The 19,644-nt window shown below is 65.7% G+C and carries 21 protein-coding genes; 15 read left to right on the top strand and 6 right to left on the bottom strand.

Translation table 11 applies throughout. From position 1 onward, the window contains the following. Nucleotides 1–494: 494 nt before the first annotated feature. Nucleotides 495–971: a response regulator gene (locus tag AC1RUR_RS33790; protein ID WP_492852143.1), complete on the bottom strand. Its 477-nt coding sequence runs from the start codon at nucleotides 969–971 to the stop codon at nucleotides 495–497. Between the two features lie 442 nt (nucleotides 972–1,413). Here AC1RUR_RS33790 and AC1RUR_RS33785 point away from each other — a divergent pair, with 442 nt between their 5' ends. The 4 genes from AC1RUR_RS33785 to AC1RUR_RS33770 all read left to right on the top strand — a co-directional run bounded on the left by AC1RUR_RS33785 (nucleotide 1,414) and on the right by AC1RUR_RS33770 (nucleotide 3,957). After that, the gene (locus tag AC1RUR_RS33785; RefSeq protein ID WP_492852141.1) at nucleotides 1,414–2,124 is read left to right on the top strand and encodes a Crp/Fnr family transcriptional regulator; all 711 of its coding nucleotides are present in this window, start codon (nucleotides 1,414–1,416) and stop codon (nucleotides 2,122–2,124) included. A gap of 196 nt (nucleotides 2,125–2,320) precedes the next feature. Then, nucleotides 2,321–3,019: a Crp/Fnr family transcriptional regulator gene (locus AC1RUR_RS33780; RefSeq protein ID WP_492852155.1), complete on the top strand. Its 699-nt coding sequence runs from the start codon at nucleotides 2,321–2,323 to the stop codon at nucleotides 3,017–3,019. Between the two features lie 155 nt (nucleotides 3,020–3,174). Beyond that, complete coding sequence (locus tag AC1RUR_RS33775) at nucleotides 3,175–3,552, top strand: Hpt domain-containing protein (RefSeq protein ID WP_492852139.1); 378 nt, start codon at nucleotides 3,175–3,177, stop codon at nucleotides 3,550–3,552. A gap of 156 nt (nucleotides 3,553–3,708) precedes the next feature. Beyond that, nucleotides 3,709–3,957 (top strand): hypothetical protein, encoded by a 249-nt coding sequence (locus tag AC1RUR_RS33770; protein ID WP_492852137.1) that lies wholly within the window; start codon nucleotides 3,709–3,711, stop codon nucleotides 3,955–3,957. A 51-nt stretch (nucleotides 3,958–4,008) separates the two neighbouring features. On the opposite strand, the gene AC1RUR_RS33765 is transcribed toward AC1RUR_RS33770, so the two are convergent. Further along, entirely contained in the window at nucleotides 4,009–4,638 is a 630-nt protein-coding gene (locus tag AC1RUR_RS33765; protein WP_492852135.1) for a LuxR C-terminal-related transcriptional regulator, read from the bottom strand. Between the two features lie 341 nt (nucleotides 4,639–4,979). On the opposite strand from AC1RUR_RS33765, the gene AC1RUR_RS33760 reads away from it, so the two are divergent. The 3 genes from AC1RUR_RS33760 to AC1RUR_RS33750 all read left to right on the top strand — a co-directional run bounded on the left by AC1RUR_RS33760 (nucleotide 4,980) and on the right by AC1RUR_RS33750 (nucleotide 8,400). Continuing rightward, complete coding sequence (locus AC1RUR_RS33760; RefSeq protein ID WP_492852133.1) at nucleotides 4,980–6,143, top strand: hypothetical protein; 1,164 nt, start codon at nucleotides 4,980–4,982, stop codon at nucleotides 6,141–6,143. A 335-nt stretch (nucleotides 6,144–6,478) separates the two neighbouring features. Continuing rightward, nucleotides 6,479–6,904, top strand: a complete 426-nt coding sequence (locus AC1RUR_RS33755; protein WP_492852131.1) for a hypothetical protein — start codon at nucleotides 6,479–6,481, stop codon at nucleotides 6,902–6,904. Between the two features lie 281 nt (nucleotides 6,905–7,185). Continuing rightward, on the top strand, nucleotides 7,186–8,400 hold the full coding sequence (locus tag AC1RUR_RS33750; protein WP_492852129.1) for an EAL domain-containing protein: 1,215 nt from the start codon (nucleotides 7,186–7,188) through the stop codon (nucleotides 8,398–8,400). Nucleotides 8,401–8,411: 11 nt separating this feature from the next. Here AC1RUR_RS33750 and AC1RUR_RS33745 read toward each other — a convergent pair whose 3' ends face one another. After that, on the bottom strand, nucleotides 8,412–9,272 hold the full coding sequence (locus tag AC1RUR_RS33745; RefSeq protein WP_492852127.1) for a DMT family transporter: 861 nt from the start codon (nucleotides 9,270–9,272) through the stop codon (nucleotides 8,412–8,414). A gap of 162 nt (nucleotides 9,273–9,434) precedes the next feature. Here AC1RUR_RS33745 and AC1RUR_RS33740 point away from each other — a divergent pair, with 162 nt between their 5' ends. Continuing rightward, entirely contained in the window at nucleotides 9,435–10,805 is a 1,371-nt protein-coding gene (locus AC1RUR_RS33740) for an aminotransferase-like domain-containing protein (protein ID WP_492852153.1), read from the top strand. On the opposite strand, the gene AC1RUR_RS33735 is transcribed toward AC1RUR_RS33740, so the two are convergent. From AC1RUR_RS33735 to AC1RUR_RS33725, 3 genes are all read right to left on the bottom strand, one after another. Next, a complete protein-coding gene (locus AC1RUR_RS33735) occupies nucleotides 10,802–11,407 on the bottom strand; it encodes a GDYXXLXY domain-containing protein (protein WP_492852125.1) in 606 nt (201 codons plus the stop codon). The genes AC1RUR_RS33740 and AC1RUR_RS33735 overlap by 4 nt on opposite strands. Next, nucleotides 11,404–12,675 carry a DUF2157 domain-containing protein gene (locus tag AC1RUR_RS33730; protein ID WP_492852123.1) on the bottom strand — a complete coding sequence of 424 codons (1,272 nt, stop codon included), beginning with the start codon at nucleotides 12,673–12,675 and terminating at the stop codon, nucleotides 11,404–11,406. The genes AC1RUR_RS33735 and AC1RUR_RS33730 overlap by 4 nt, the downstream gene beginning before the upstream one ends. Nucleotides 12,676–12,784: 109 nt before the next feature. Further along, nucleotides 12,785–13,705: a LysR family transcriptional regulator gene (locus AC1RUR_RS33725; protein WP_492852121.1), complete on the bottom strand. Its 921-nt coding sequence runs from the start codon at nucleotides 13,703–13,705 to the stop codon at nucleotides 12,785–12,787. A 139-nt stretch (nucleotides 13,706–13,844) separates the two neighbouring features. Between AC1RUR_RS33725 and AC1RUR_RS33720 the strand changes: the two genes are divergently transcribed. The 7 genes from AC1RUR_RS33720 to AC1RUR_RS33690 all read left to right on the top strand — a co-directional run bounded on the left by AC1RUR_RS33720 (nucleotide 13,845) and on the right by AC1RUR_RS33690 (nucleotide 19,610). Next, nucleotides 13,845–14,858 (top strand): ABC transporter substrate-binding protein, encoded by a 1,014-nt coding sequence (locus tag AC1RUR_RS33720; protein WP_492852119.1) that lies wholly within the window; start codon nucleotides 13,845–13,847, stop codon nucleotides 14,856–14,858. Continuing rightward, a complete protein-coding gene (gene rutB / locus AC1RUR_RS33715; protein WP_492852117.1) occupies nucleotides 14,858–15,598 on the top strand; it encodes a pyrimidine utilization protein B in 741 nt (246 codons plus the stop codon). Before AC1RUR_RS33720 ends, rutB begins: the two co-directional genes overlap by 1 nt. Next, nucleotides 15,595–15,981, top strand: a complete 387-nt coding sequence (gene rutC / locus AC1RUR_RS33710; protein ID WP_492852115.1) for a pyrimidine utilization protein C — start codon at nucleotides 15,595–15,597, stop codon at nucleotides 15,979–15,981. The genes rutB and rutC overlap by 4 nt, the downstream gene beginning before the upstream one ends. Before the next feature lies 1 nt (nucleotide 15,982). Further along, nucleotides 15,983–16,780, top strand: coding sequence for an ABC transporter permease (locus AC1RUR_RS33705; RefSeq protein WP_492852113.1), 798 nt, complete (start codon nucleotides 15,983–15,985; stop codon nucleotides 16,778–16,780). Nucleotides 16,781–16,813: 33 nt separating this feature from the next. Continuing rightward, nucleotides 16,814–17,605, top strand: a complete 792-nt coding sequence (gene rutD, locus AC1RUR_RS33700; protein WP_492852111.1) for a pyrimidine utilization protein D — start codon at nucleotides 16,814–16,816, stop codon at nucleotides 17,603–17,605. Beyond that, nucleotides 17,602–18,411: an ABC transporter ATP-binding protein gene (locus tag AC1RUR_RS33695; protein WP_492852109.1), complete on the top strand. Its 810-nt coding sequence runs from the start codon at nucleotides 17,602–17,604 to the stop codon at nucleotides 18,409–18,411. The genes rutD and AC1RUR_RS33695 overlap by 4 nt, the downstream gene beginning before the upstream one ends. A 155-nt stretch (nucleotides 18,412–18,566) precedes the next feature. Next, nucleotides 18,567–19,610 (top strand): Bug family tripartite tricarboxylate transporter substrate binding protein, encoded by a 1,044-nt coding sequence (locus AC1RUR_RS33690; protein ID WP_492852107.1) that lies wholly within the window; start codon nucleotides 18,567–18,569, stop codon nucleotides 19,608–19,610. The last annotated feature ends 34 nt before the right edge of the window (nucleotides 19,611–19,644 follow it).

Here is a 19,644-nt window from a genome sequence, read left to right as displayed (position 1 = left end):
CTTCACCAGCTGATTGTCGACGGTGTCCAGGCTCTCGCTGGTCTCCGTCAAGAACTCCCGCAACAGATCATCCATGAGCTACGCCTTACTGAGCTGGACTTCGACGCCTGAGCCACGCTTGGCATCGACGGAAGCCCGCGCCTGGATCGTTAGACAACCCCTTTCACGGTCCCGTTAATTTCATCCTCCGTGCTAATACGGATATTGAAGACAAGTTTGCGGTTCGGCCGCATCGGGCAACGCTTTTCGGCAAGAGCGGTGCCGCGCCGCGACGGACAGACGCGTTAGGTAAACGCGGCGATAACGGCGAGCCGAGGCGCGCAAAAAAGCGACGCTCGTCAAGGGCGATATGCGTGGCCCGCGTGAAATCTCGGCCAATCCGTCCCCATCGGGGGCGCTCTTGCGACCGCCGCGTCGTGCCCTGCCGCAATCCGCAAGGCCCACCTTCGTGGTAAACGAACGCTTACCACGCTGCTACTACGGCCGGCGCCGCGCTAACCCAGGCGCGCCGAGGCAATGTCGTCGGGACGGTGCTCCGCAAGGCAATCGTTGATGGCGGCGAGCAGCGCGTGCGGCGTGAACGGCTTGCGCAGACAGCGCGCCGCGCCGAGCTCGAGCGCCATCCGGAGGAAATCGGGAGCGGGCGAATTCAGATTTGCGAAGGCGTAACCGGACATCGCGATCAGCGGAACGGCGGGCGCCCGCTCGTGGAAGATCCTGATCGATTCGAAGCCGCGCATGTGCGGCATGAAGATGTCGATGATCATCAGATCGAACTGTTCGTGTTCGAGAGCGCGCAGTCCTGCTTCACCCCCTTCGGCGATCGTCACGCGAAAACGGTTTCGCTGGAGATAGACCTCGATGGCCATGCACACCATGGGGTCGTCGTCGACAACGAGAATATGGCGCAGACATTCTGTCCCCGTTTGAGCTTCCCGTTTCGGCGATTCAATAATTGAACCGTGGGGCACGCCTTTCTCCTCTGGTTTGAATCGAAGAATTGACGATCGCAAATATCATTGGCGGGGCCGAGAGGACGGCGACGACGGACGCGAAATCTGCGGCCGTGCGGCACCATGATTCGGAGCGATGTTCGGTTGCGGCGATCACTCGTTCAATAAACGAGGCTGCATGGGTTGACCGGCGTCCGATTGCAGCGTGGACGCTACGCTTTCGGCTCATGAGGCCCCCTTGCCGCTTTTTCCTGCGCACCCTGGCAGGACTGGCGCGAAGCTCCACAAGCGAATCAGCGCGCAGTTCTCATTTCCGCCGCAAATGCGACAGCCTGTCTGCCCCCTAACGGGTATATGGACAGCGCCACAACCTGTACAATATTATTTTATCGCCGTACAACTGAATGACGAAATGGGTTCGACGGCGATCGTAGATCGAACGCGTCGGAATTGATCCTGCATGACCGCGAGCGGCCACCCGCCCAATCAGTTGCTGCAAATGCTCGACGCAGCAGATTTCAACCTGCTTCGCCCCCATCTCGCGACCGTCGAAATGGTCAGGGAATCTGTCTTGGCTGAGGCGGGCGCCGCGCTGAGATATGTCTACTTCCCGCACGGCGGATCCGTTTCGATCACACTGGGCTTGTCCGAAGGACAAATGATCGAGGTTGCGATGCTGGGGCGCGACAGCGTCGTGGGCGGCGGCGCGGCACTGGCCGACGGCATCGCGCCCGCGGACGCGGTCGTGCTCTTCCCGGGCACGGCTTCCATGCTTGAAATCGCGGCTTTTCGGACGGTCGCGGCCGCAAGCGTCCGGTTTCGAAGTCTGATGGTTCGGCATGAGCAGGTCCTGCTCGCACATGCGCAGCAATCGTTGCTCTGCAATACGCTGCACCCGGTCGAGGCACGGCTGGCGCGCTGGCTCCTGCGGGCCCGCGACCTGTCCGACAGCGCGATCCTCCCGCTGACGCAGGAGGCGCTGGCCCAGATGATCGGCGTGCGGCGCAACGCCATTTCCCTCGTCGCGCATGCGCTGCAGCGGGTCGGCATCATCCGCTATACCCGCGGGCAGATCGAAATCATCGACCTGCCCGCGCTGGAGACGACGTCCTGCGACTGCCACTCGGCGGTCAAGGCCGCCCACTCGCGCCTGCTCGGCGCGCGGCGGTGACAAGAGCTCGAAGCAATCGATCTGCATGCCAAGGTGCACACAACGTCGCAGGGGATAACCGTCCCCACCCCCGGACATCTTGTCTCAATTGCCAATATATCCCGACGGGAACATGATGGAACTTACCCGTACCGGGATCAGCAAATCCGGTTTTGCAAGTCCCTGCCTGGCGGGACGGGAGGCAGTCTTGGAAACGATGGTGCGACCGTCCAACGGTTTCCTGTCCGCGCTGTCGGCGGACGATTATGAGTTGATCCGCCCGTATCTGCGCACGGTCGAGCTGCCGCACGAGGCCGTGCTGGTCGAGACCGGCGAGACGCTCAAGCGCGCCTTCTTTCCCCACCGCGGCGTCATCTCGCTGGTGGTGAAGCTCGCCAAGGGCGAGCATGTGCAGGTCGCCATGATCGGCCGCGACAGCCTGCTCGGCGCGCTCTCGACCATGGGCGATGCATGCGCGCTGAACACCGCGGTCGTGCTGGTTCCCGGCGTCGCGTCGGTGATGGACCTCGATCGGCTCCGCAGCGCGGCCGACCAGAGCGGAACCCTGCGGACATTGCTGACGCGCCACGGGCTGGCGGTCTACGCGCAGGTCCAGCAGACCGCTGGCTGCAACGCCGCCCATCCGGTGGAATCGCGGCTGTCGCGCTGCCTGTTGCACACCCACGATTTGTCGGGCGACTACCGGCTGCTGCTGACCCAGGAGGCCATGGCGCAGATGATCGGGGCGCGGCGCAACAGCGTGTCGCTGGTCGCCAACACCTTGCAGCAGGCCAACTTCATCCACTACAGCCGCGGGCACATCCAGATCCTGAACCTGGACGGACTGCGCCAGACCTCGTGCGAATGCTACGCCACCGTGAAGGCCCAGTACGACCGGCTGCTCGGGCCGCGCTGACCGGCGCTGCCGCGTTGGTAAACCCGCAGCTAACGCCGGCCCGCAAACACCTGCTGTCCCGCTACCGGAACTGAAATTCAAATGCCGTAGACACGGATCCACCTCGCGCCGGATGCGCCGCGCGACAACGAACCGTGACCGGGGCAGGCAAAGCCATGTTTGAAGCGACAGTTGCGCCTGCACAGGGACCGCGCGATGCCGAGCCTGCGCGCGAGCCGGGCGCCTACGCGGCGCTGGTGCGCGAGATCGGCGAGGACGGCGCCGGTGAAGTGCGCGCCGTGTTCTGGAGCGAGACCTCCGCACGCCTGCAACTGTTTCGCACGCTCTCGCTGGCGCAGCACTCCGCCAGGATTGCGCGCGAAGCGCATTCGCTGAAGAGCGCGGCCGGGACGTTCGGCTATGTCAGGCTGGCGGCGCTGGCGCTGCGGCTGGAGAAGACCGCCGAGACGCTCGGCGACATCGAATTCCGCGATCTCCTGGCGCGGATGGATGCCGCCTACGCCGCCGCCCGCGCGCAGGAGCCGCAGGCCTAGCCGTCAACAGCTTTTACGTTGCCGCGCCTGCCGCCGGCCCGGATGCATCCGGCGGTAGCAAAAGCCGCGACAAACCCGCCGTACTTCTACGGTTTGGGATTTTCACAGATGGCTAATCATAGGTGGCGATAGTCGCGGGAAACCAGGAGGGTTTCCATGTTCACTTACGAGACTGTGGACCAGAAGGAGGTCCGTCGCTTCCGCATCGCGCAGTTCAACGGCCGAATGGCGACGGTGAAGGCTGGCGAGTCGACGGTGACCGGCTTCGTGCGCTCGGTGCTGGAGCAGGAATCGAGCACGCCTCCCCGCTGGACCATCACGATCATCCCGAACGCGCCGAAGGAAGAGATCAAGCCGCTGCGTCCCTCATCGCGCGCGCGTCCCTTCTCCGAAGACTATTTCTGAGCGCGATCGGGCTTCTCCAGCCCCGCACCGCCTGGCGGCGACACAAGCCCCTCAATCGATCGAATGCAGCAGCGCCGCGCGGACGAGGTCCGCGGTGTTGCGCGCACCGAGCTTGCGCATCGCCTCGGCGCGGTGGCTCTCGAACGTGCGCGGACTGATCTGCATCCGAAGCGCACCCTGCTTGTTCGAATAGCCCTCGCTGATCAGCCGGAGCACCTCGCGTTCGCGCTTGGTGAGCCGCTTCTGGCCCGACAGGCCCAGGAGTTCGGCGCTCGGCACGCGCTGCGGCTGCGGCTGCGGCGCGCGGGCGGCCTTCGCTTCAACATCCTCGATCCGGGACGGGATCGGCGCACCAATCTTGTGGGGACCGGCAAGCTGCTTGACCAGGCCGCAAACGCGCTCGGTCTGCGTCAGCGCATTCTCCACCACCCGCTGCAAATAGGCGCGGTCGCCGGCGGCCGGCGCCAGCTGATCGCTGTGATGCTTGATCTCGCCCATATAGAGCAGGAGCGCGGTCAGGGGGCCGTTGAGCTCGCGGGCGATGGCGGCGGCCATTTCGTCGGCGGCCTTGGCGCGGGCGGCGTTCAGACGGACGAAATCGAGCTCTTCAGCTGGAGCGGTGCTGCTTTCGTACCATTCCGACGGCCGCGAATCGGTCGCCGTATCGTTCTGTGACCCCATGTGACTTGTTTAGCGGAACCGGGGCCGATCTGTGGTTAACTTTCTGCTCCGTAAGACTACGGTGATTTTGGCGGTTTTGCGCTAAAACATCGACATCGGCACAATTTATGCTTGCGCGAAGCTGATCTCGACCATGCAAGGGTTGAGAATTTCGCCCAGATCCTGGGCAAACCGGCCGAAATCTCGTTAATCGCCGTCTCCCAGACGGACGTCCGCGGCCCCCGGATTTTACGGATAAATTAACGGCGACTTGCTTCTCTAGGTCACGATTGAGAGCGCGCAAATGCCTCCATGCATTGGGCCGGTCGGCCTGCTGGAATCGTTGCGGAAGATTGCGTGCCATGAACGAGATCGATCGGCTGTCGGAATTCTTGCAGAGGCTGACGCCGCTGTCGCGCAGCTGTCTGCTCAGCGAGCTCGAGCGGCTCGAGCTGTGCGGTATCGACATGCCGGGCTCGGTCGACGTCCAGGCCCGCTTGCGCGCCGAGTTTCGCAAGGACGGATCGAGCCAGGCGCGCGCCACCAGCCCCTCGCGCTACTTCTTCGCACCGATCGAGCTGCTCCTGATCGACGGCGCGCCCGAGCACGCCAATGCGGGACGGATTTCGCGCAACACGCTCACCCCGATCTGGGAGTGGATCTGCCGCGACCTGCTGCCGACCATGGCGCGCGACTACGTCAAGGCGATCAACGACCAGGTCGCCGCCAACAACCCGAAGGAAGTGCTGAAGATCGCATCGGCCTTCCAGACCAAGGTCATCAAGGTCCTCGAGAACACCCTCGCATCGGCGGAGAGCACCGAGTTCGCCCGCGCCAAGCTGGCGCAATACACGGCGTCGCGCAGCGCCTTCGACGACGTGAAGAAGATGCAGCATGTGCTGCGCGCCGGCGCCGCGCTGCCGAAGTTCAACGAAAAGCTGCCCGAGAAGATCGCGAAATTCGACGACGGCCAGGTTGCCCAGATCACCGCGCAGCTCGATGCCTTCAGGAAGGCCCATCCCGAAGCGCTGCCCTTCGCGCTGGCACTGGTGGCGCGGCGGCTGAAGACGTCCTGGCAATTGGTGCGCCTTGCCACCAAGGCCGCCGCCAGCAAGAGCGCGGCTGATGTCGCCGCCACGCCCTATGCCTGCGTCGTTCCCATGGTGCTCGACCGGCTCGACGACAAGCGCCTCGCTCTCAGGATCGCGCTCCGCCACAACCGGGTGCTGATCGCTCGCGACCTGCTCGCCGAAATCTACGACACCGAATATGCGCTCAAGGTGCGCATCGACGGCATCGAACACTGCGATTGGGGCCTCCGCCTCCAGCAATTGATGGACGCGATCGCGGCGCTGGTGGCCGCCGAGGTGAGCCGCTTCCCGGATAATGTCGGACACATTCTCGGCTCGCGCCGGCTACGCAGCCACGACACGCTCGGCGGCAAGCTCTCTTATCTGGCCTGGAAGGGACGCGACGCCGTGCAGGACGGCGCGGCGGCATTTCGCAAACTGATCGGGCAGACCTGACATCCGGCGCGCCATCAATGCGCGCGCGGCAGGCACAGGAAGCGATCGAGAAATCGCCCTGACAGCACGAATCTGAACCACCAAAACATCATTCGCCGCATCGACATAGCTGTAACCCTCGACAGCCCACCACCGGCCATCGGCAGCAATAGCGCAGCTGCAGCAATGCACATGTGATGTGCTTCACAGTCGCGCCGCCACGCCCGCGCGCATTGTCGCAGAACCGTCACGAGCGGAAGCGGAACATGCGCGCATCGCGCGAAAATGAGTTCTGCGGCCGTAGCTGTCGCTCCTATTCTCCAATGCACTGCATGAGCATTGGGAAGGAATCCGCGATGAGATCGAACCGACGGACATTGACGGTGGCCGTTTTGCTTGCGGGCGCGCTGGCGCTCACATCGACGACGATGGCACAGACGTCCCCGCCGCAAAGCGACGCCGCTCCGACCGCCGACAACGCAGTGCTGCTCACCGTCTTCTTCAAGCACGACCAGTCCCGCCCGTTGAACGAGCTGAATGCGCAGCTCGAGAAGCAGGGCTACTACAAATCCTTCCCGCCGCCCGGCGTCGAGGTGGTCAGCTGGTACGTGATGATGGGCATCGGCCAGGTGATCACGCTGCGTCTGCCGGCCTCGCGGCTGCGCGAGGTCAATCGCGTCATCGAGAACACCGCGTGGGGCCCCTACCGCACCGAGTTCTATCCGACCTACGACTACAAGGCGGTCGGCATGGCCCAACACGAGAAGGCCACAGCCAATTGAGGCTGCCGTTATTCAATTGGGCGAAGCGCGAACGGCTTCGTCCAATTGCAGGACACTGCGCGCGCTCGACGAAAGACCGGCATCGCGAAAATCCCTCGCGATTGCCGCACGCCCGCGCGCAACCCCCGCGCAAACCTAAAGACTTCTTCACTCAGATCCGGACAATTTTAGAAGTGATGAGGGCTTTAACGTTACCCAGATAATTCAACGATCGACTGAAGCCCTCCATATTTGAAACTGCTCCCGTCGCTAACACCGGTCGCGGAACGGAGTGGTTTGCGATGAACGATGAAATTATCGAACTCGCCGGACGAAGGCCCAGGACCTTCGGACGGCGAAAGGTAACGCCGCGCGCCTGCGTCGCTGACGGCAAGCGCCACCTGCGCGCCTTTCTCGCCGAGGTGCTGGAGGATCTCGGCTTCGTCACCAGCGAATGTGCCAGCGCGGACGAGCTGCAAGCCGTGCTGACGAGCGAATTGCCGGACCTGATCCTGCTCGGCATCGCCGCCGACGGCATCGAGCCCGGGACATTCCTGGAGACGCTGGTGCGCGAGGCCTTCGACGGCAAGGTTCTCGCCGTCGGCGCCCGCGAGTCGATCATCGTCAGGGCCGTGCAGCAGGTCGGCGAGGAATATGGCCTTGCGATGCTGCCGCCGCTGACCACGCCGTTTGCCGCCGAGACGCTGCGCGAGCGCGTCGCGATGCTGCTGCCGGAGGAGCCGGCGCCGAGCCCCGCCGTGCATGTCGGCGAGGCCCTTCATGCCGGCTGGCTCGAGCTCTGGTACCAGCCCAAGATCGACGCGAAGACGCTGATCCGCAGCGGCGCGGAAGCAGTGGTTCGGATGCGGCATCCGAACTGGGGCGTGGTGCCACCGGCTTATTTCATTCCCGAGGCGCACGATCCGCATCTGCGCGACCTCTCGGAGTTCGTGATCGAACGCGCCGTGCAGGACTGGCACTATCTGCTGGAGCAGCAGGGTCCGGTCGATCTCTCGATCAACCTGCCGGCCGCGTATCTGAAGGAGCCGCAGTCGGTGCGCGATCTCTGCCGCCGCGTGCCGACGCATCCGGCCTTCGGCGGACTGACGATCGAGATCGACAGCGAGGAGGCGATCCGCGACCTCGATCTCCTCGCCGAGGTCGCGCGCGAAGTGCGGCTGCACAATATCGGCCTGTCGATCGACAATCTCGGCGCCAACTGGCCGTCGCTGATGGATCTGGACAGGATTCCCTTCATCAAGCTGAAGGCCGACCGTCACTTCGTCACCGGCAGCGGCAATGACCGCCTCAAGCGGACGGTGTGCCGCCACATCGTCGAGCTGGCGCAGGGCTACGGCGCGCGCGCCATTGCCGAAGGCGTCGAGAGCCGCGCCGACCTCGTCGCCGCGAACGAGCTCGGCTTCGACCTCGTGCAGGGCTTTCTGTTCGGCAAGCCGATGCCGCTGAAGAAGTTTGCACGAAGCGCGCTGACGCGGCCGGTGATGGGGGAGGCCTGAGGCGCGCAGCCTCAGGCAAACCGCCGCGCGAAGAAGACGCAGACGACAACGAGCGCGGTCGCGGCGATCATGCTCCAGGCGACCGGCTCGTGCAGCAGGAAGCCGGCGAGCGCGAGACCGAAGAACGGCTGGAGCTGCTGCAACTGACCGACGCGCGCGATGCCGCCGATCGCAAGGCCCCGGTACCAGAAGATGAAGCCGATGAACATGCTGAAGATGGAGACGTAGGCGAGCCCGATCCACGCCGGCGTGGCGATGCCGCTCCATGTCGACGGCCAGCTCCAGATCGCGACCGGCACCATCAGCGGCACCGCAAGCAGCAGCGCCCAGGAGATCACCTGCCAGCCGCCAAGGCGGCGCGACAACGCGGCGCCTTCGGCATAGCCGAGCCCGCACAGCACGATCGCGGCGACCATCAGCAAATCGCCGGCGAGTGACGCCGAGCCGTCATTGGAGAAGGCAAAGCCGGCCACCGTGGCACTGCCGAGGATCGCGAACAGCCAGAACAGCGGCCGCGGCCGCTCGCCGCCGCGCAGCACGGCGAAGATCGCGGTCGACAGCGGCAACAGGCCGATGAAGACGATCGAATGCGCGGAGGTGATGTGCTGGAGCGCGAGCGCGGTCAGCAGGGGGAAGCCGACCACCACGCCAATGGAGACGATGGTGAGCGAGACCAGGTCTTTGCGCTCTGGCCGTGCCTGGCGCAGCAGGCCGAGCACGGCCGCTCCGATCAGCGCGGCGATGATGGCTCGCGCGGAGGTCAGAAACAGCGCGGAGAAGCCGGCGACCGCCACGCGCGTCGCCGGCAGCGAGCCGCTGAAGATGATGACGCCGAGAAGCCCGTTGCCCCAGCCGCTGCCCGCCGCTTGCATGTCCGCCTCGCTCCCTTGGGCGGCGATACTCGGCCTTGCCAAGTAGCAAGAACAGTCACAATCCAGTACAATCCGGCCAAACTGTATGGGTATGGAAGGCAGTACACATTGGACGGCGACGCGCTGACGAGGGGCCGGGGCGGCACCCGGACCGTTGACGTGATGAACGCGATCCGCGCCAAGGTCGCGGGCCGCGCGCTCGGCGCCGGCGAGCGCCTGCCGTCGATCCGCAACCTTGCTGCAACGATGGGCGTTTCGCCCTCTACCGTCGTCGAGGCCTACGACCGCCTTGCCGCCGAAGGCCTGATCCGTCCCCGCCGCGGCTCCGGCTTTTATGTCTCGCCGACCGTCACGTCGCCGCTCGCGTTGACCGAGGTCGGACCACGTCGCGACCGTGCCGTCGACCCGTTCTGGGTCTCCAGGCAATCGCTCGATGCCGACCAAAGCGTGCTCAAGCCCGGTTGCGGCTGGCTGCCGCCGGAGTGGATGCCGGAAGCGGCCTTGCGCCGCGCCGCCCGCGCGCTTGCGCGCACCGACACGAGGGTATTGACCGATTACGGTTCGACCTCCGGCTCTCTCGCGCTGCGCCGGCTGCTGCTGACGCGCCTTGCGGAAGACGCGATCGAGGCGTCGGTCGACCAATTGATGCTGACGGGCTCGGGCACACAGGCCACCGACCTCGTCTGCCGTTTCCTGCTTCGCCCCGGCGACACCGTGCTGGTCGACGACCCCTGCTACTTCAACTTTCGCGCATTGCTGCGCGCCCATCAGGCGAAGATCGTGGGCGTGCCCTACACGGCGTCGGGGCCGGATATCGCGCGCTTCGAGCAGATGCTCGCCAGCGAGCGGCCGCGGCTCTACATCACCAATTCAGCGCTGCACAATCCGACCGGCGCCACGATCTCGCTCCAGACCGCGCACCGGCTGTTGACCGCGGCCGCCGCGCACGACCTGACCATCATCGAGGACGACATCTTTGGCGACTTCGAGCCGGAACGCTCGCCGCGCCTGTCCGCGCTCGATGGATTGAATCGTGTGATCCGCATCGGCAGCTTCTCCAAGACGCTGTCGGCCTCGGTGCGCTCAGGCTACATCGCAGGGCGAGCCGACTGGATCGAGCATCTCGTCGATCTCCAGGTCGCGACCAGCTTTGGTGGCCCGAGCCCGGTCGCGACCGACATCATCACCAGGATTTTGGCCGGCGGCAGCTATCGCAAGCACATGGACGAGCTCAGACAGAGACTCACGCGCGCGCGGCGCGAAATGTCACGCAAGCTCCAGGCGCTGGGCATCGAGCCCTGGCTGATGCCACGCGGCGGCTTCTTCCTGTGGTGCCGTCTCCCGGACGAACAGGATGCGACGGCAGTCGCCCGCGCCGCGCTCGAAGAGGATGTCGTACTGGCGCCGGGCAATGTGTTCAGCGCATCGCAGACGGCGCAGAACTTCATGCGCTTCAACGTGGCGCACATGAACGATCCCGAGGTGTGGGACGTGCTGCGGCGGGCGTTGAAGACGAAACCGATCGAGGGCTAGTACAACGGCTCCTCATAGACCGGCTCGCCGTCGAGCAGCAGTCGCTTGATGGCGGCGCGGCCGGAGGGCAGCACGGCCGCGACGACCCGCAACTTTTGCTGGTTGCGGGCCTGCTCGAGCTTCCTGCCCTCGCCTTCGGGCACGAAATAGCTTTCGAGCCCGTATTTGATCGTCAGCTTGTCGCAGAAGGTGCGGCTGGTCGAACCGCAGGAATAGCTGACGCGGCCGCGGATTAGCACTTCGGGCGCGGTGACGGTGACAGGCTCGGCGGACACCGAGACGGCCTCGTAAAGCCCGTTGGCATTTGGCGCCAGCTTGACGAACACAACGGGATTGCGCTCGGCGGCCGGCTTGCCGGCAAGCGCGCCGGCGGCCAGTTGCGAGATGTCGTAGCGAAGCACGACATAATCGCCGCGCAGGAGATCGCGGGGATCGACCGGCTGCGTCTGCAAGGTCACCTCACGGCCCTCGCGCAGGATCTGCATGCGATCGGCGACCATCAGGACCAGCAGTACGCATTGGATCAGGATGGCGGTGCCGAACAGCACGGCTTTCGGGATGCGCTGCCAGAGCTTTGTGACGGATGCGATCATCTCGGTCATCGCGCAGCCCTCGGCAATGCGCGATTGAGCGCGGTCGCAAATACGACGGCGATGATGCCGGCCGCGGCAAGGAAGGCCGAGCGGCGCAGCAGCGAGCCCTTCACTGCCCAGGTGATCCCTGCGATGACCCCGGCGATCCCGAGCCAGCCGGCAACGATGCGCGGACGCACGTCATCCAGCATGCCGGAGACGACGAGGCAGAGCATGGCGCAGAGCAGCGCGGCATAGGCGAACCATGGCTCGCCGGCCGCGGATGCCGGCCAGAGCGGCGCCGCGATCAGGACGAGCCCGATCGCGCAGGCTGCAAGGATTTCGCCTGCGCGGCTGGTGATGCCGGCGGAGGCGAGAGCGAGGACCACACCCGCAGCCCCGCACAGGATCGCCCAAATCGGCTGGGCTGACGCAGTGCCGGTCCGGAAGCGGATGATGTCGTCAACCGTCGTCACCTCCAGGAAGGCGACGACGGCCAGCGAAAACGCGCCGTAAATCGACAGGACGCTCCCGAGCCGCAGCGCCCGCGGCGACGGCGCAGCCGCAATCGCGAGCCCGGCGCCAAACAGCAGGGCCGCGCCGTTCGCGAGCACGAATGACGGCTGGGCCCCATCGAATTCGAAGCGCAGCGATGTTGCGATCCACCATGGCAGCACGGCGATCGCAACGAGGTGGGCGGCGGCGCGGGAATTCCACGCGAACGCAAGAGCGGCGGCGACGAGCCAGACCAATACGAACGGAAGATGCAGGACATCCGGCGCGTCATAGACGCGCATGCAGGTCCAGATGCAGGCGGCCACGAGGCCGACCGCGAGCGCGCCGCGCGAGCCGGTCAGCACGGCCGCGGCAAACGCGCCGATCGACCACAGCAGCATGCCGCCGGCAAAGTCATCGCCCAGATGATACATCTGGCCGACCAGCGCGATGCCGGCGCCAAAGATGATCGCGCCGATGCTGGCGCAGAGATCGGCGAGAACGGTGCGGCCCGTCGCCGCGAACCAGGCTCCGAGGCCACCGGCGACGGCCATGCCGGCGATCAGGATCGCGAACCGCATCAGCCGCGCGATCTCCGTCCAGTGCGCCGCGACGAAAGCGAGGAATGCAGCCGCAATCAGCAGGCCGCCGACGATGGCGACGACCACGGCGATGTTGATGCCGGGCGAGAGCGGGGGAAGCGCATTCCGGATGGAGGCGGCCGCCGCCGGCGCGATCACGCCGTCGGCTTCCCATTGCGAAAGATCAGCTTCGAGCCGCTGCCGGTAGGTCTTGTCGAACATCGTCGTGAAACACCTCGCTCCCTGCCGGCCGGCGGGATGCTGTTGGTCGGGCCGCTACGTTAGCAGGTTCAACCGGTCACTACGCACCGGCCTGTCGGTGGCTGCGCGATCAACCGGCAAGGCTCCGTTCGCGGATCGCCTGCGCGCCCGCGAGGATGCCGCGCTGAAGTGCGCGCGCGGCCGGCGAGAGATCGCGGCCGATGCGCCAGATCAGATAGAGCTCGCGCTCAATCACGGGCTCGACCAGCTTGCGCCAGGTGAGCACGGGGTGATCGGCTTCCGGCCAGGCGAGACTCGGCAAAGGCGCAACGCCGACGCCGGCTTCGACCAGCGCCAGTAGCGTTGCGGGATGCTCGGCTTCGTGGATCGGCATGCCCTGACCGAGCTCGGCGACACTGCGCTCGATCTCGAGCCGGATGCCGGTGCCTGATGCCATCACCACGAGACCGGCTTTCGAGGCTTCCGCCCAGCTGACCGCGTCACGCGCGCTGAGCGGATGATCGCGCCGCATCACGAGGGCAAAGTTGTCGACGAGCAGGCGCGAGGCGTCGAGTTCGGGATCGTCGCCGGGGACATTGGCAATGCCGAGATCGACATCGCCGCCGCGCAGCGCGGCGAAGATCTGGTGCCGTGAAATCTCCTTCAGCGTCACCGCGACCATCGGATGCTCGCGCTGGAACGCGGCGAGCACGCGCGGCATCAGCCGCAGCGCCACCGAAGGCACGCAGGCCACCGTGACGTGACCACGGCGATGCTCGCGCAAATCGCGGAGATCCTGCAGCTGGCGATCGAGGTCGGCGAGCAGGCGCTGGATGCCCGGCATGAAGTCCGCGCCGACCTTGCTGAGCTGGAGCTTTCGCGTGGTGCGATCGAGCAGTCGCACCCGCAAGTTTTCCTCGAGCTGCCGCACCGCCTGGCTGACGGCGGATTGCGACATGCCGAGCGCGCGCGCCGCGGCGCTGAAGCTTCCGGTCTCGACGACACGGACGAAAGCACGGAGCTGTTTCAGGTCGAGTCGGTCTATCAGCATAGCTTATAAATATATCTCTCTATTCCTGATTGTTAATGAAAATCTCCAATGCAAGGATTTTGGGCGAAGACCGGGAATGACCATCAATTGGGCAGACGGCGAGCTAACTCGTTGTTCTCTCAAGTCAAAGGACTGGGACGTGATCAACAGACGCGACCTCGTGAAATATTCTCTCCTCGGAGCCGCCACGGCGCCCTTGGCCGGCCTCAGCACCCCCAGCTTCGCGGCCGGCAGCAAGGTGGCGATCGCCGAGGCGCTGCGGCTCGGCATGTACAACTCGCTTTATGTGGCGGCCGATAAGAGACTGTTCGCCAAGCACGGCCTCGACGCCGACCTCTCCACCGCCGGCGGCATCGCGCTGCCGGTGCCGATCCTGCTCTCGGGGCGCGGCCAGATCGGCGTGACCAGCCCGGGCATGTCGGTCAACGCGGTGCGCGAGGGCGGCAAGATCAAGAACATCGCCAAGATCGTCGGCGGCGTGTCGATGTGGGGCATTGCCAGGCCCGACAGCAAGATCAGGACGATCGAGGATCTGCGCGGCAAGACCATCGCCACGTTGAAATTCCCGTCTTCGACGATCCAGGTGCCGACCTACGCGATCAAGACCATCGGCAAGTTCGATCCGAAGGAGGCCGGCGTCACCTTCCTCGAGCTGCCGCCGGGCGCGCAGGCTGCCGCGGTGAAGGACGGCCGCGCCGATATCGCGACCGCCTTCGAATGGGACGTCAGCATCGCAGCCGAACAATTCGGTCTCGTCCCCGTGCTGTCCTTTGCCGACGTGCTGGGATCGCTCTGCTTCACCACCGCGATGGCGACGGAAGAGACCATCGCGAGCAATCCCGCCGCCGTGCAGGGCTTCTGCAACGCCATCGCCGAGGCGCAGAAGCTGATGCACGAGAACAATGCCGTCTTCACCGAGGTCGCGGAAAAATATTTCCCGAAGGTCACGCCGTCGGTCGTCGCCAGCGCGACGAAAAACTTCTTCGGCTCGAAGACAGCGATCCCGCGCAACCCGACCATCTCTGTGGACGAATGGGACCGCGCGATGCAGCTCGAACAGGGCGGCGGCGCGGTGCAGTCCGCGCTTCCCTATGCGCAGATGGTCGACAACCGCTTTGCCGAACAGGCGACCAGGCAGTTTGGTCTCGTGTGATGACAGTGAATACCTCTCCCGCGCGCGAACAGCGCTATGTCACGCTGCCGGCGCGGCCCGAGCCGCTACGGCTCGCGGTCGACGAGACTGCGGTTGTCGTCGTCGATATGCAGAACGCCTATGCCTCGCCGAATGGATATCTTGATCTTGCCGGCTTCGACATTTCCGGCGCCAAGGCCGCGATCACGGCCATCCAGGACGTGCTCACGGTCGCGCGCGGCGCTGGCGTTCCCGTGATCTTCTTCCAGAACGGCTGGGACGCCGACTATGTCGAGGCCGGCGGGCCGGGCTCGCCGAACTGGCACAAGTCGAACGCATTGAAGACGATGCGCAAGCGGCCCGAGCTGCAAGGCAAGCTGCTCGCCAAGGGCGGCTGGGACTACGCGCTGGTCGACGAGTTGCAGCCGAAGCCCGGCGACATCGTCGTGCCCAAGACGCGCTACAGCGGCTTCTTCAACAGCCAGTTCGACAGCATTTTGCGCGCCCGCGGCATCCGCAATCTCGTGTTCTGCGGCATCGCCACCAATGTCTGCGTGGAATCGACGCTGCGCGACGGTTTCCATCTGGAATATTTCGGCGTGATGCTGGAGGACGCGACGCACCAGGCCGGGCCCGACTACATCCAGAAGGCCTCGGTCTTCAACATCGAGACATTCTTCGGCTGGGTCTCCAGTGCGAACGACTTCCGCCGCGCCTTTGCCCAGACCGAAGCCGTTCCAGCAAAAGAGGACTCGCTATGACCGACCGCGCCATCATTCCGCCGGGCACCACCGCGCCCATCGCTCCGTTCTCGCCGGGGATGATGGCCGACAACGTGATCTACGTGTCGGGCACGCTGGCCTTCGATGCCAACAACGATGTCGTCCACAAGGGCGACGCCGCCGGCCAGACCCGGCACATCCTCGAGACCATCAAGCGCGTGCTGGAGACGGCGGGATCGAGCCTTGCCGACGTCACCTTCAATTCGATCTTCATCACCGACTGGGCCAACTATGCCGCGGTCAACAAGGTCTATGCCGAGTATTTTCCGGGCGAGAAGCCGGCGCGCTACTGCATCCAATGCGGCCTGGTGAAGCCCGCCTGCCTCGTCGAGATCGCCTCGATCGCGCACAAGAGACCGTGAGGTGGCCGTGCTCGACGCCGGCCAGGCCGCGGTGACGGGCGCGCGGTTCAAGCTGCCGCCGGCGCTGCGCATCGCGCTGCTGCAGATCGCGCTGCTGGCAGCGCTGCTCGCGGCGTGGGAGCTTGCGATCCGCTTCGGGCTGATCGCGGTTTATCTCTACGGCCAGCCGAGCGGCATCATCGCAAAGGGTGCCAAGCTGATCGGCAGCGGCGAGCTGCTCCGCGACGCGGCGCTCACCGCATGGGAAGCCATCGCCGGCTTCCTGATCGGAACGGTGCTCGGCAGTGCCGCCGGGCTCGCACTGTGGCTGGTGCCGACGGGCGCCGCGGTGCTGCGGCCCTATCTCGTCGCGCTCAACGGATTGCCGAAGATCGCGCTGGCGCCGCTGATCATCGTCTGGTTCGGCATCGGCCTGTCCTCGAAGATCGCGATCGCGGCGATCATCACCTTCATCGTCGCGGTCATCACCGCGCTGCAGGGCGCCAAGGAGGTCGATTCCGATCTGGTCAAGCTGCTGCGCTCGCTCGGCGCCAGCCGCGTCAAGACCTGGCGCACCGTCATCGTGCCCGGCGCGATGCCGTGGATCGTCGCGGCGTTCCGGCTCAATGTCGGCTTCGCGCTGATCGGCGCCGTGGTCGGCGAGTACATCGCCTCCAAGGAGGGCCTCGGCTACATGATCTACTACGCCGGCGTGCTCTACGACCTCAACGCGGTCTGGGTCGGCATCGCAACGCTGATGGTGGTGGCGCTGCTGATGTATGGCGCGATCGATCTGATCGAGCGGCGCCTGCTCTCCTGATCCGAAACACAACACTCCAATCGCTGGGACGTCATGGCTTTTGCACGCGGCAAGGATGCCGAGATCTACTACGAGGTTCACGGGCGCGGCACGCCGGTTCTGCTCTCGGCCGGCATGGGCGGCAGCGGCTCGTTCTGGGCCCCGCAACTCGACGCGCTCGCCGCGCGCCACCAGGTCATTCTCTACGATCACGTCGGCACCGGCCGCAGCGAAGCTGGCAGCCGCAGCATCGCCGGCATGGCCGACGACATCGCTGGCGTGCTCGACCATGCGAACGTGGATGCCGCGCATGTCGTCGGTCACGCCATCGGCGGCATCGTCGGCATCGAGCTGGCGCTGCGTCACCCCAGGCGCCTGCGCAGCCTCACTGTGGTCAACGGCTGGGGCCGCGCCGATCCGTTCCTGCGGCGCTGCTTCGAGATTCGCAAGGCGCTGCTCAACCAGTCCGGCCCGCAAGCCTATGTGCGGGCGCAGCCGCTGTTCCTCTATCCGCCGCAATGGATCTCGGAGAACATCGCGCATCTCGACGCGGAGGAGGAGCGCATCTTAAAACACTTCCCGTCGGTCGCGACGATGAATGAGCGTATCGACATGTTCCTGGCATTCGCGGGCGGCCGGCGCCTCAAGGAGATCAACGTGCCGACGCTGCTGTCCTCCGCAAAGGACGACGCGCTGGTGCCGGCCTATCTGACCCGCGAGCTCGCCAGCGTCATTCCCGGCGCGCGGGTGCACGAGGTCGATTGGGGCGCGCACGCCTTCAGCGTGGTCACGCCAAAAATCTTCAACGACACGCTGCTCGACTTCCTGAAGGCGGTGGACCGATGAACGCGCTCGCGCAGAACTTCACTGAGGCCGCGCCGATCGTGCTGCGCGCCGAGAATGTCGGCGTCACCTTCGATGGCGGTGGCCGTCCCGTCGAGGCGATCCGCAAGGTGGATTTCGAGCTCCGCCGCGGCGAGACGCTGGCGATCGTCGGTCCCTCCGGCTGCGGCAAGTCCACGCTGTTCAACGCCATTGCCGGCCTGCTGCGGCCGACCCGCGGCCATGTCGAGGTGGCGGGACGCCGCGTCGACGATGCCGCCGGCCATGTCGGCTACATGCTGCAAAAGGATCTGCTGCTGCCGTGGCGCAGCGTGCTCGACAACGTCATGCTCGGGCTGGAGATCCGAAAAGTCCCAAAGCCGCGTGCGCGGGAGATCGCGCTCGAGCTGATCAAGGCTTACGGCCTCGCCGGCTTCGAGCACGCCAAACCGGCCGCGCTCTCCGGCGGCATGCGCCAGCGCGTCGCCATCATGCGCACGCTCGCCTTCGACCCCGAGGTGATCCTGCTCGACGAGCCGTTCTCGGCGCTCGACTTCCAGACCCGCCTCCTGATGCAGGCCGACGTCTCCCGCATCATCGCCGAGCGCGGCAAGAGCGCCATCCTCGTCACCCACGACATCGGCGAAGCCATCGCGATGGCCGACCGCGTGCTGGTGCTGAGCGCACGGCCGGCCACCGTGCGCGCGTGGCACGTGATCGATCTGCCGCGCGCGGAGCGCGATCCGGCGGCATTGCGCACCGACCCGCAATTCCAGGATTACTTTGCGAAGATCTGGGCTGATCTGGAGAAGCCGGCCGGCGTCGCGTGAAGGCCGGATCGAGAAACTAGCGCGCCGAGCGATCTTTTCATGTTTTGCAAAAGAGATGCTCGGACTGCGCCCATGGTTGGACGAAACCCAAGTCTGTAGCCTTCGGTCAACATGGCCATCAACGGCCACGCGGCAACGGGGGAGGACTTGCATCCATGGAATTGCTGGCGCGGCCGCGCGGCGGCCTGAGCGGTCGCCCCGGAAGAACGCTGACGAGAGCGCTGCTGTGTCTCGTCGCCGCGACGACGCTGGCTCTGCAGGCGGGCGCTGCGGGGGCCCAGACCGCCGCGGACACTTGGCCGAACCGCGCGATCACCTGGGTGGTGCCGTTCGGAGCCGGCGGCGTCACCGACCTCGTCTCGCGCAAGATCGCGGAGCTGCTGCGGACGCGGCTCGGGCAGCCCGTGGTGGTGGAGAACCGGCCCGGCGCCGGCGGGACCATCGGGACGGAGTTCGTGGCCCGGGCCCAGGGCGACGGCTACACCGTGCTCTACGCCTCCGGCGGGCCGATGACGATCCAGCCGAACCTCGGGCTGACGAAGCTCAACTACGACCCGCTCAAGAGCTATGTGCACGTCCGCGGCGTGAGCTCGGCGAACCAGATCCTCGTCGCGACGGCGTCAGCGCCCTACAACACGCTGGCCGAGTTCGTCGCCTACGCAAAGGCCAACCCGGGCAAGGTCAATTTCGGCTCCCCCGGCCCCGGCACCGCCCAGCACCTCGCCGGCGAGATGTTCCAGGCGGCAGCCCACATCAAGCTGACCCATGTGCCCTACAAGTCGGGCTCGAGCCAGATGACCGACATGATGTCGGGCATTCTGGACGTCTCGTTCGACTACCTCGCCGTGCTGAGGCCGCTGATCGACACCGGCAAGGTCAAGGTGCTCGGCACCACCGGCTCAGCGCGGCTGGCCGCGCTGCCCGACGCGCCGACGGTGCTCGAGGCCGGCTACCCCGACGCCGTCAGCGTCGGCTCGACCTGGGTCGCGGTCCCCGCCGGGACCGACCCGAGAATCGTGGGCAAGCTCTCCGAGGCGCTGGCCGCGGTGCTCGCCGACCCCGGCATCGTCGCCGACCTCGCCACCAACGGCCAGGTGTCGATCGCCGACAAGGGGCCGGCCGAGATGATCCCGTTCATCGTCGAGGAGACCGCACGCACCAAGCGGGTGATCGAGAGCGCGGGGATTGGTGCGCAGTAGCTCGGGCCCCAACAACACAAATGTCGAAAACAAC

The organism is Bradyrhizobium sp. GW821-FHT12B03, from assembly GCF_058807535.1.
Note: the sequence above shows the minus strand (reverse complement) of the source record. Positions and strands in the feature narration are given on the sequence as shown.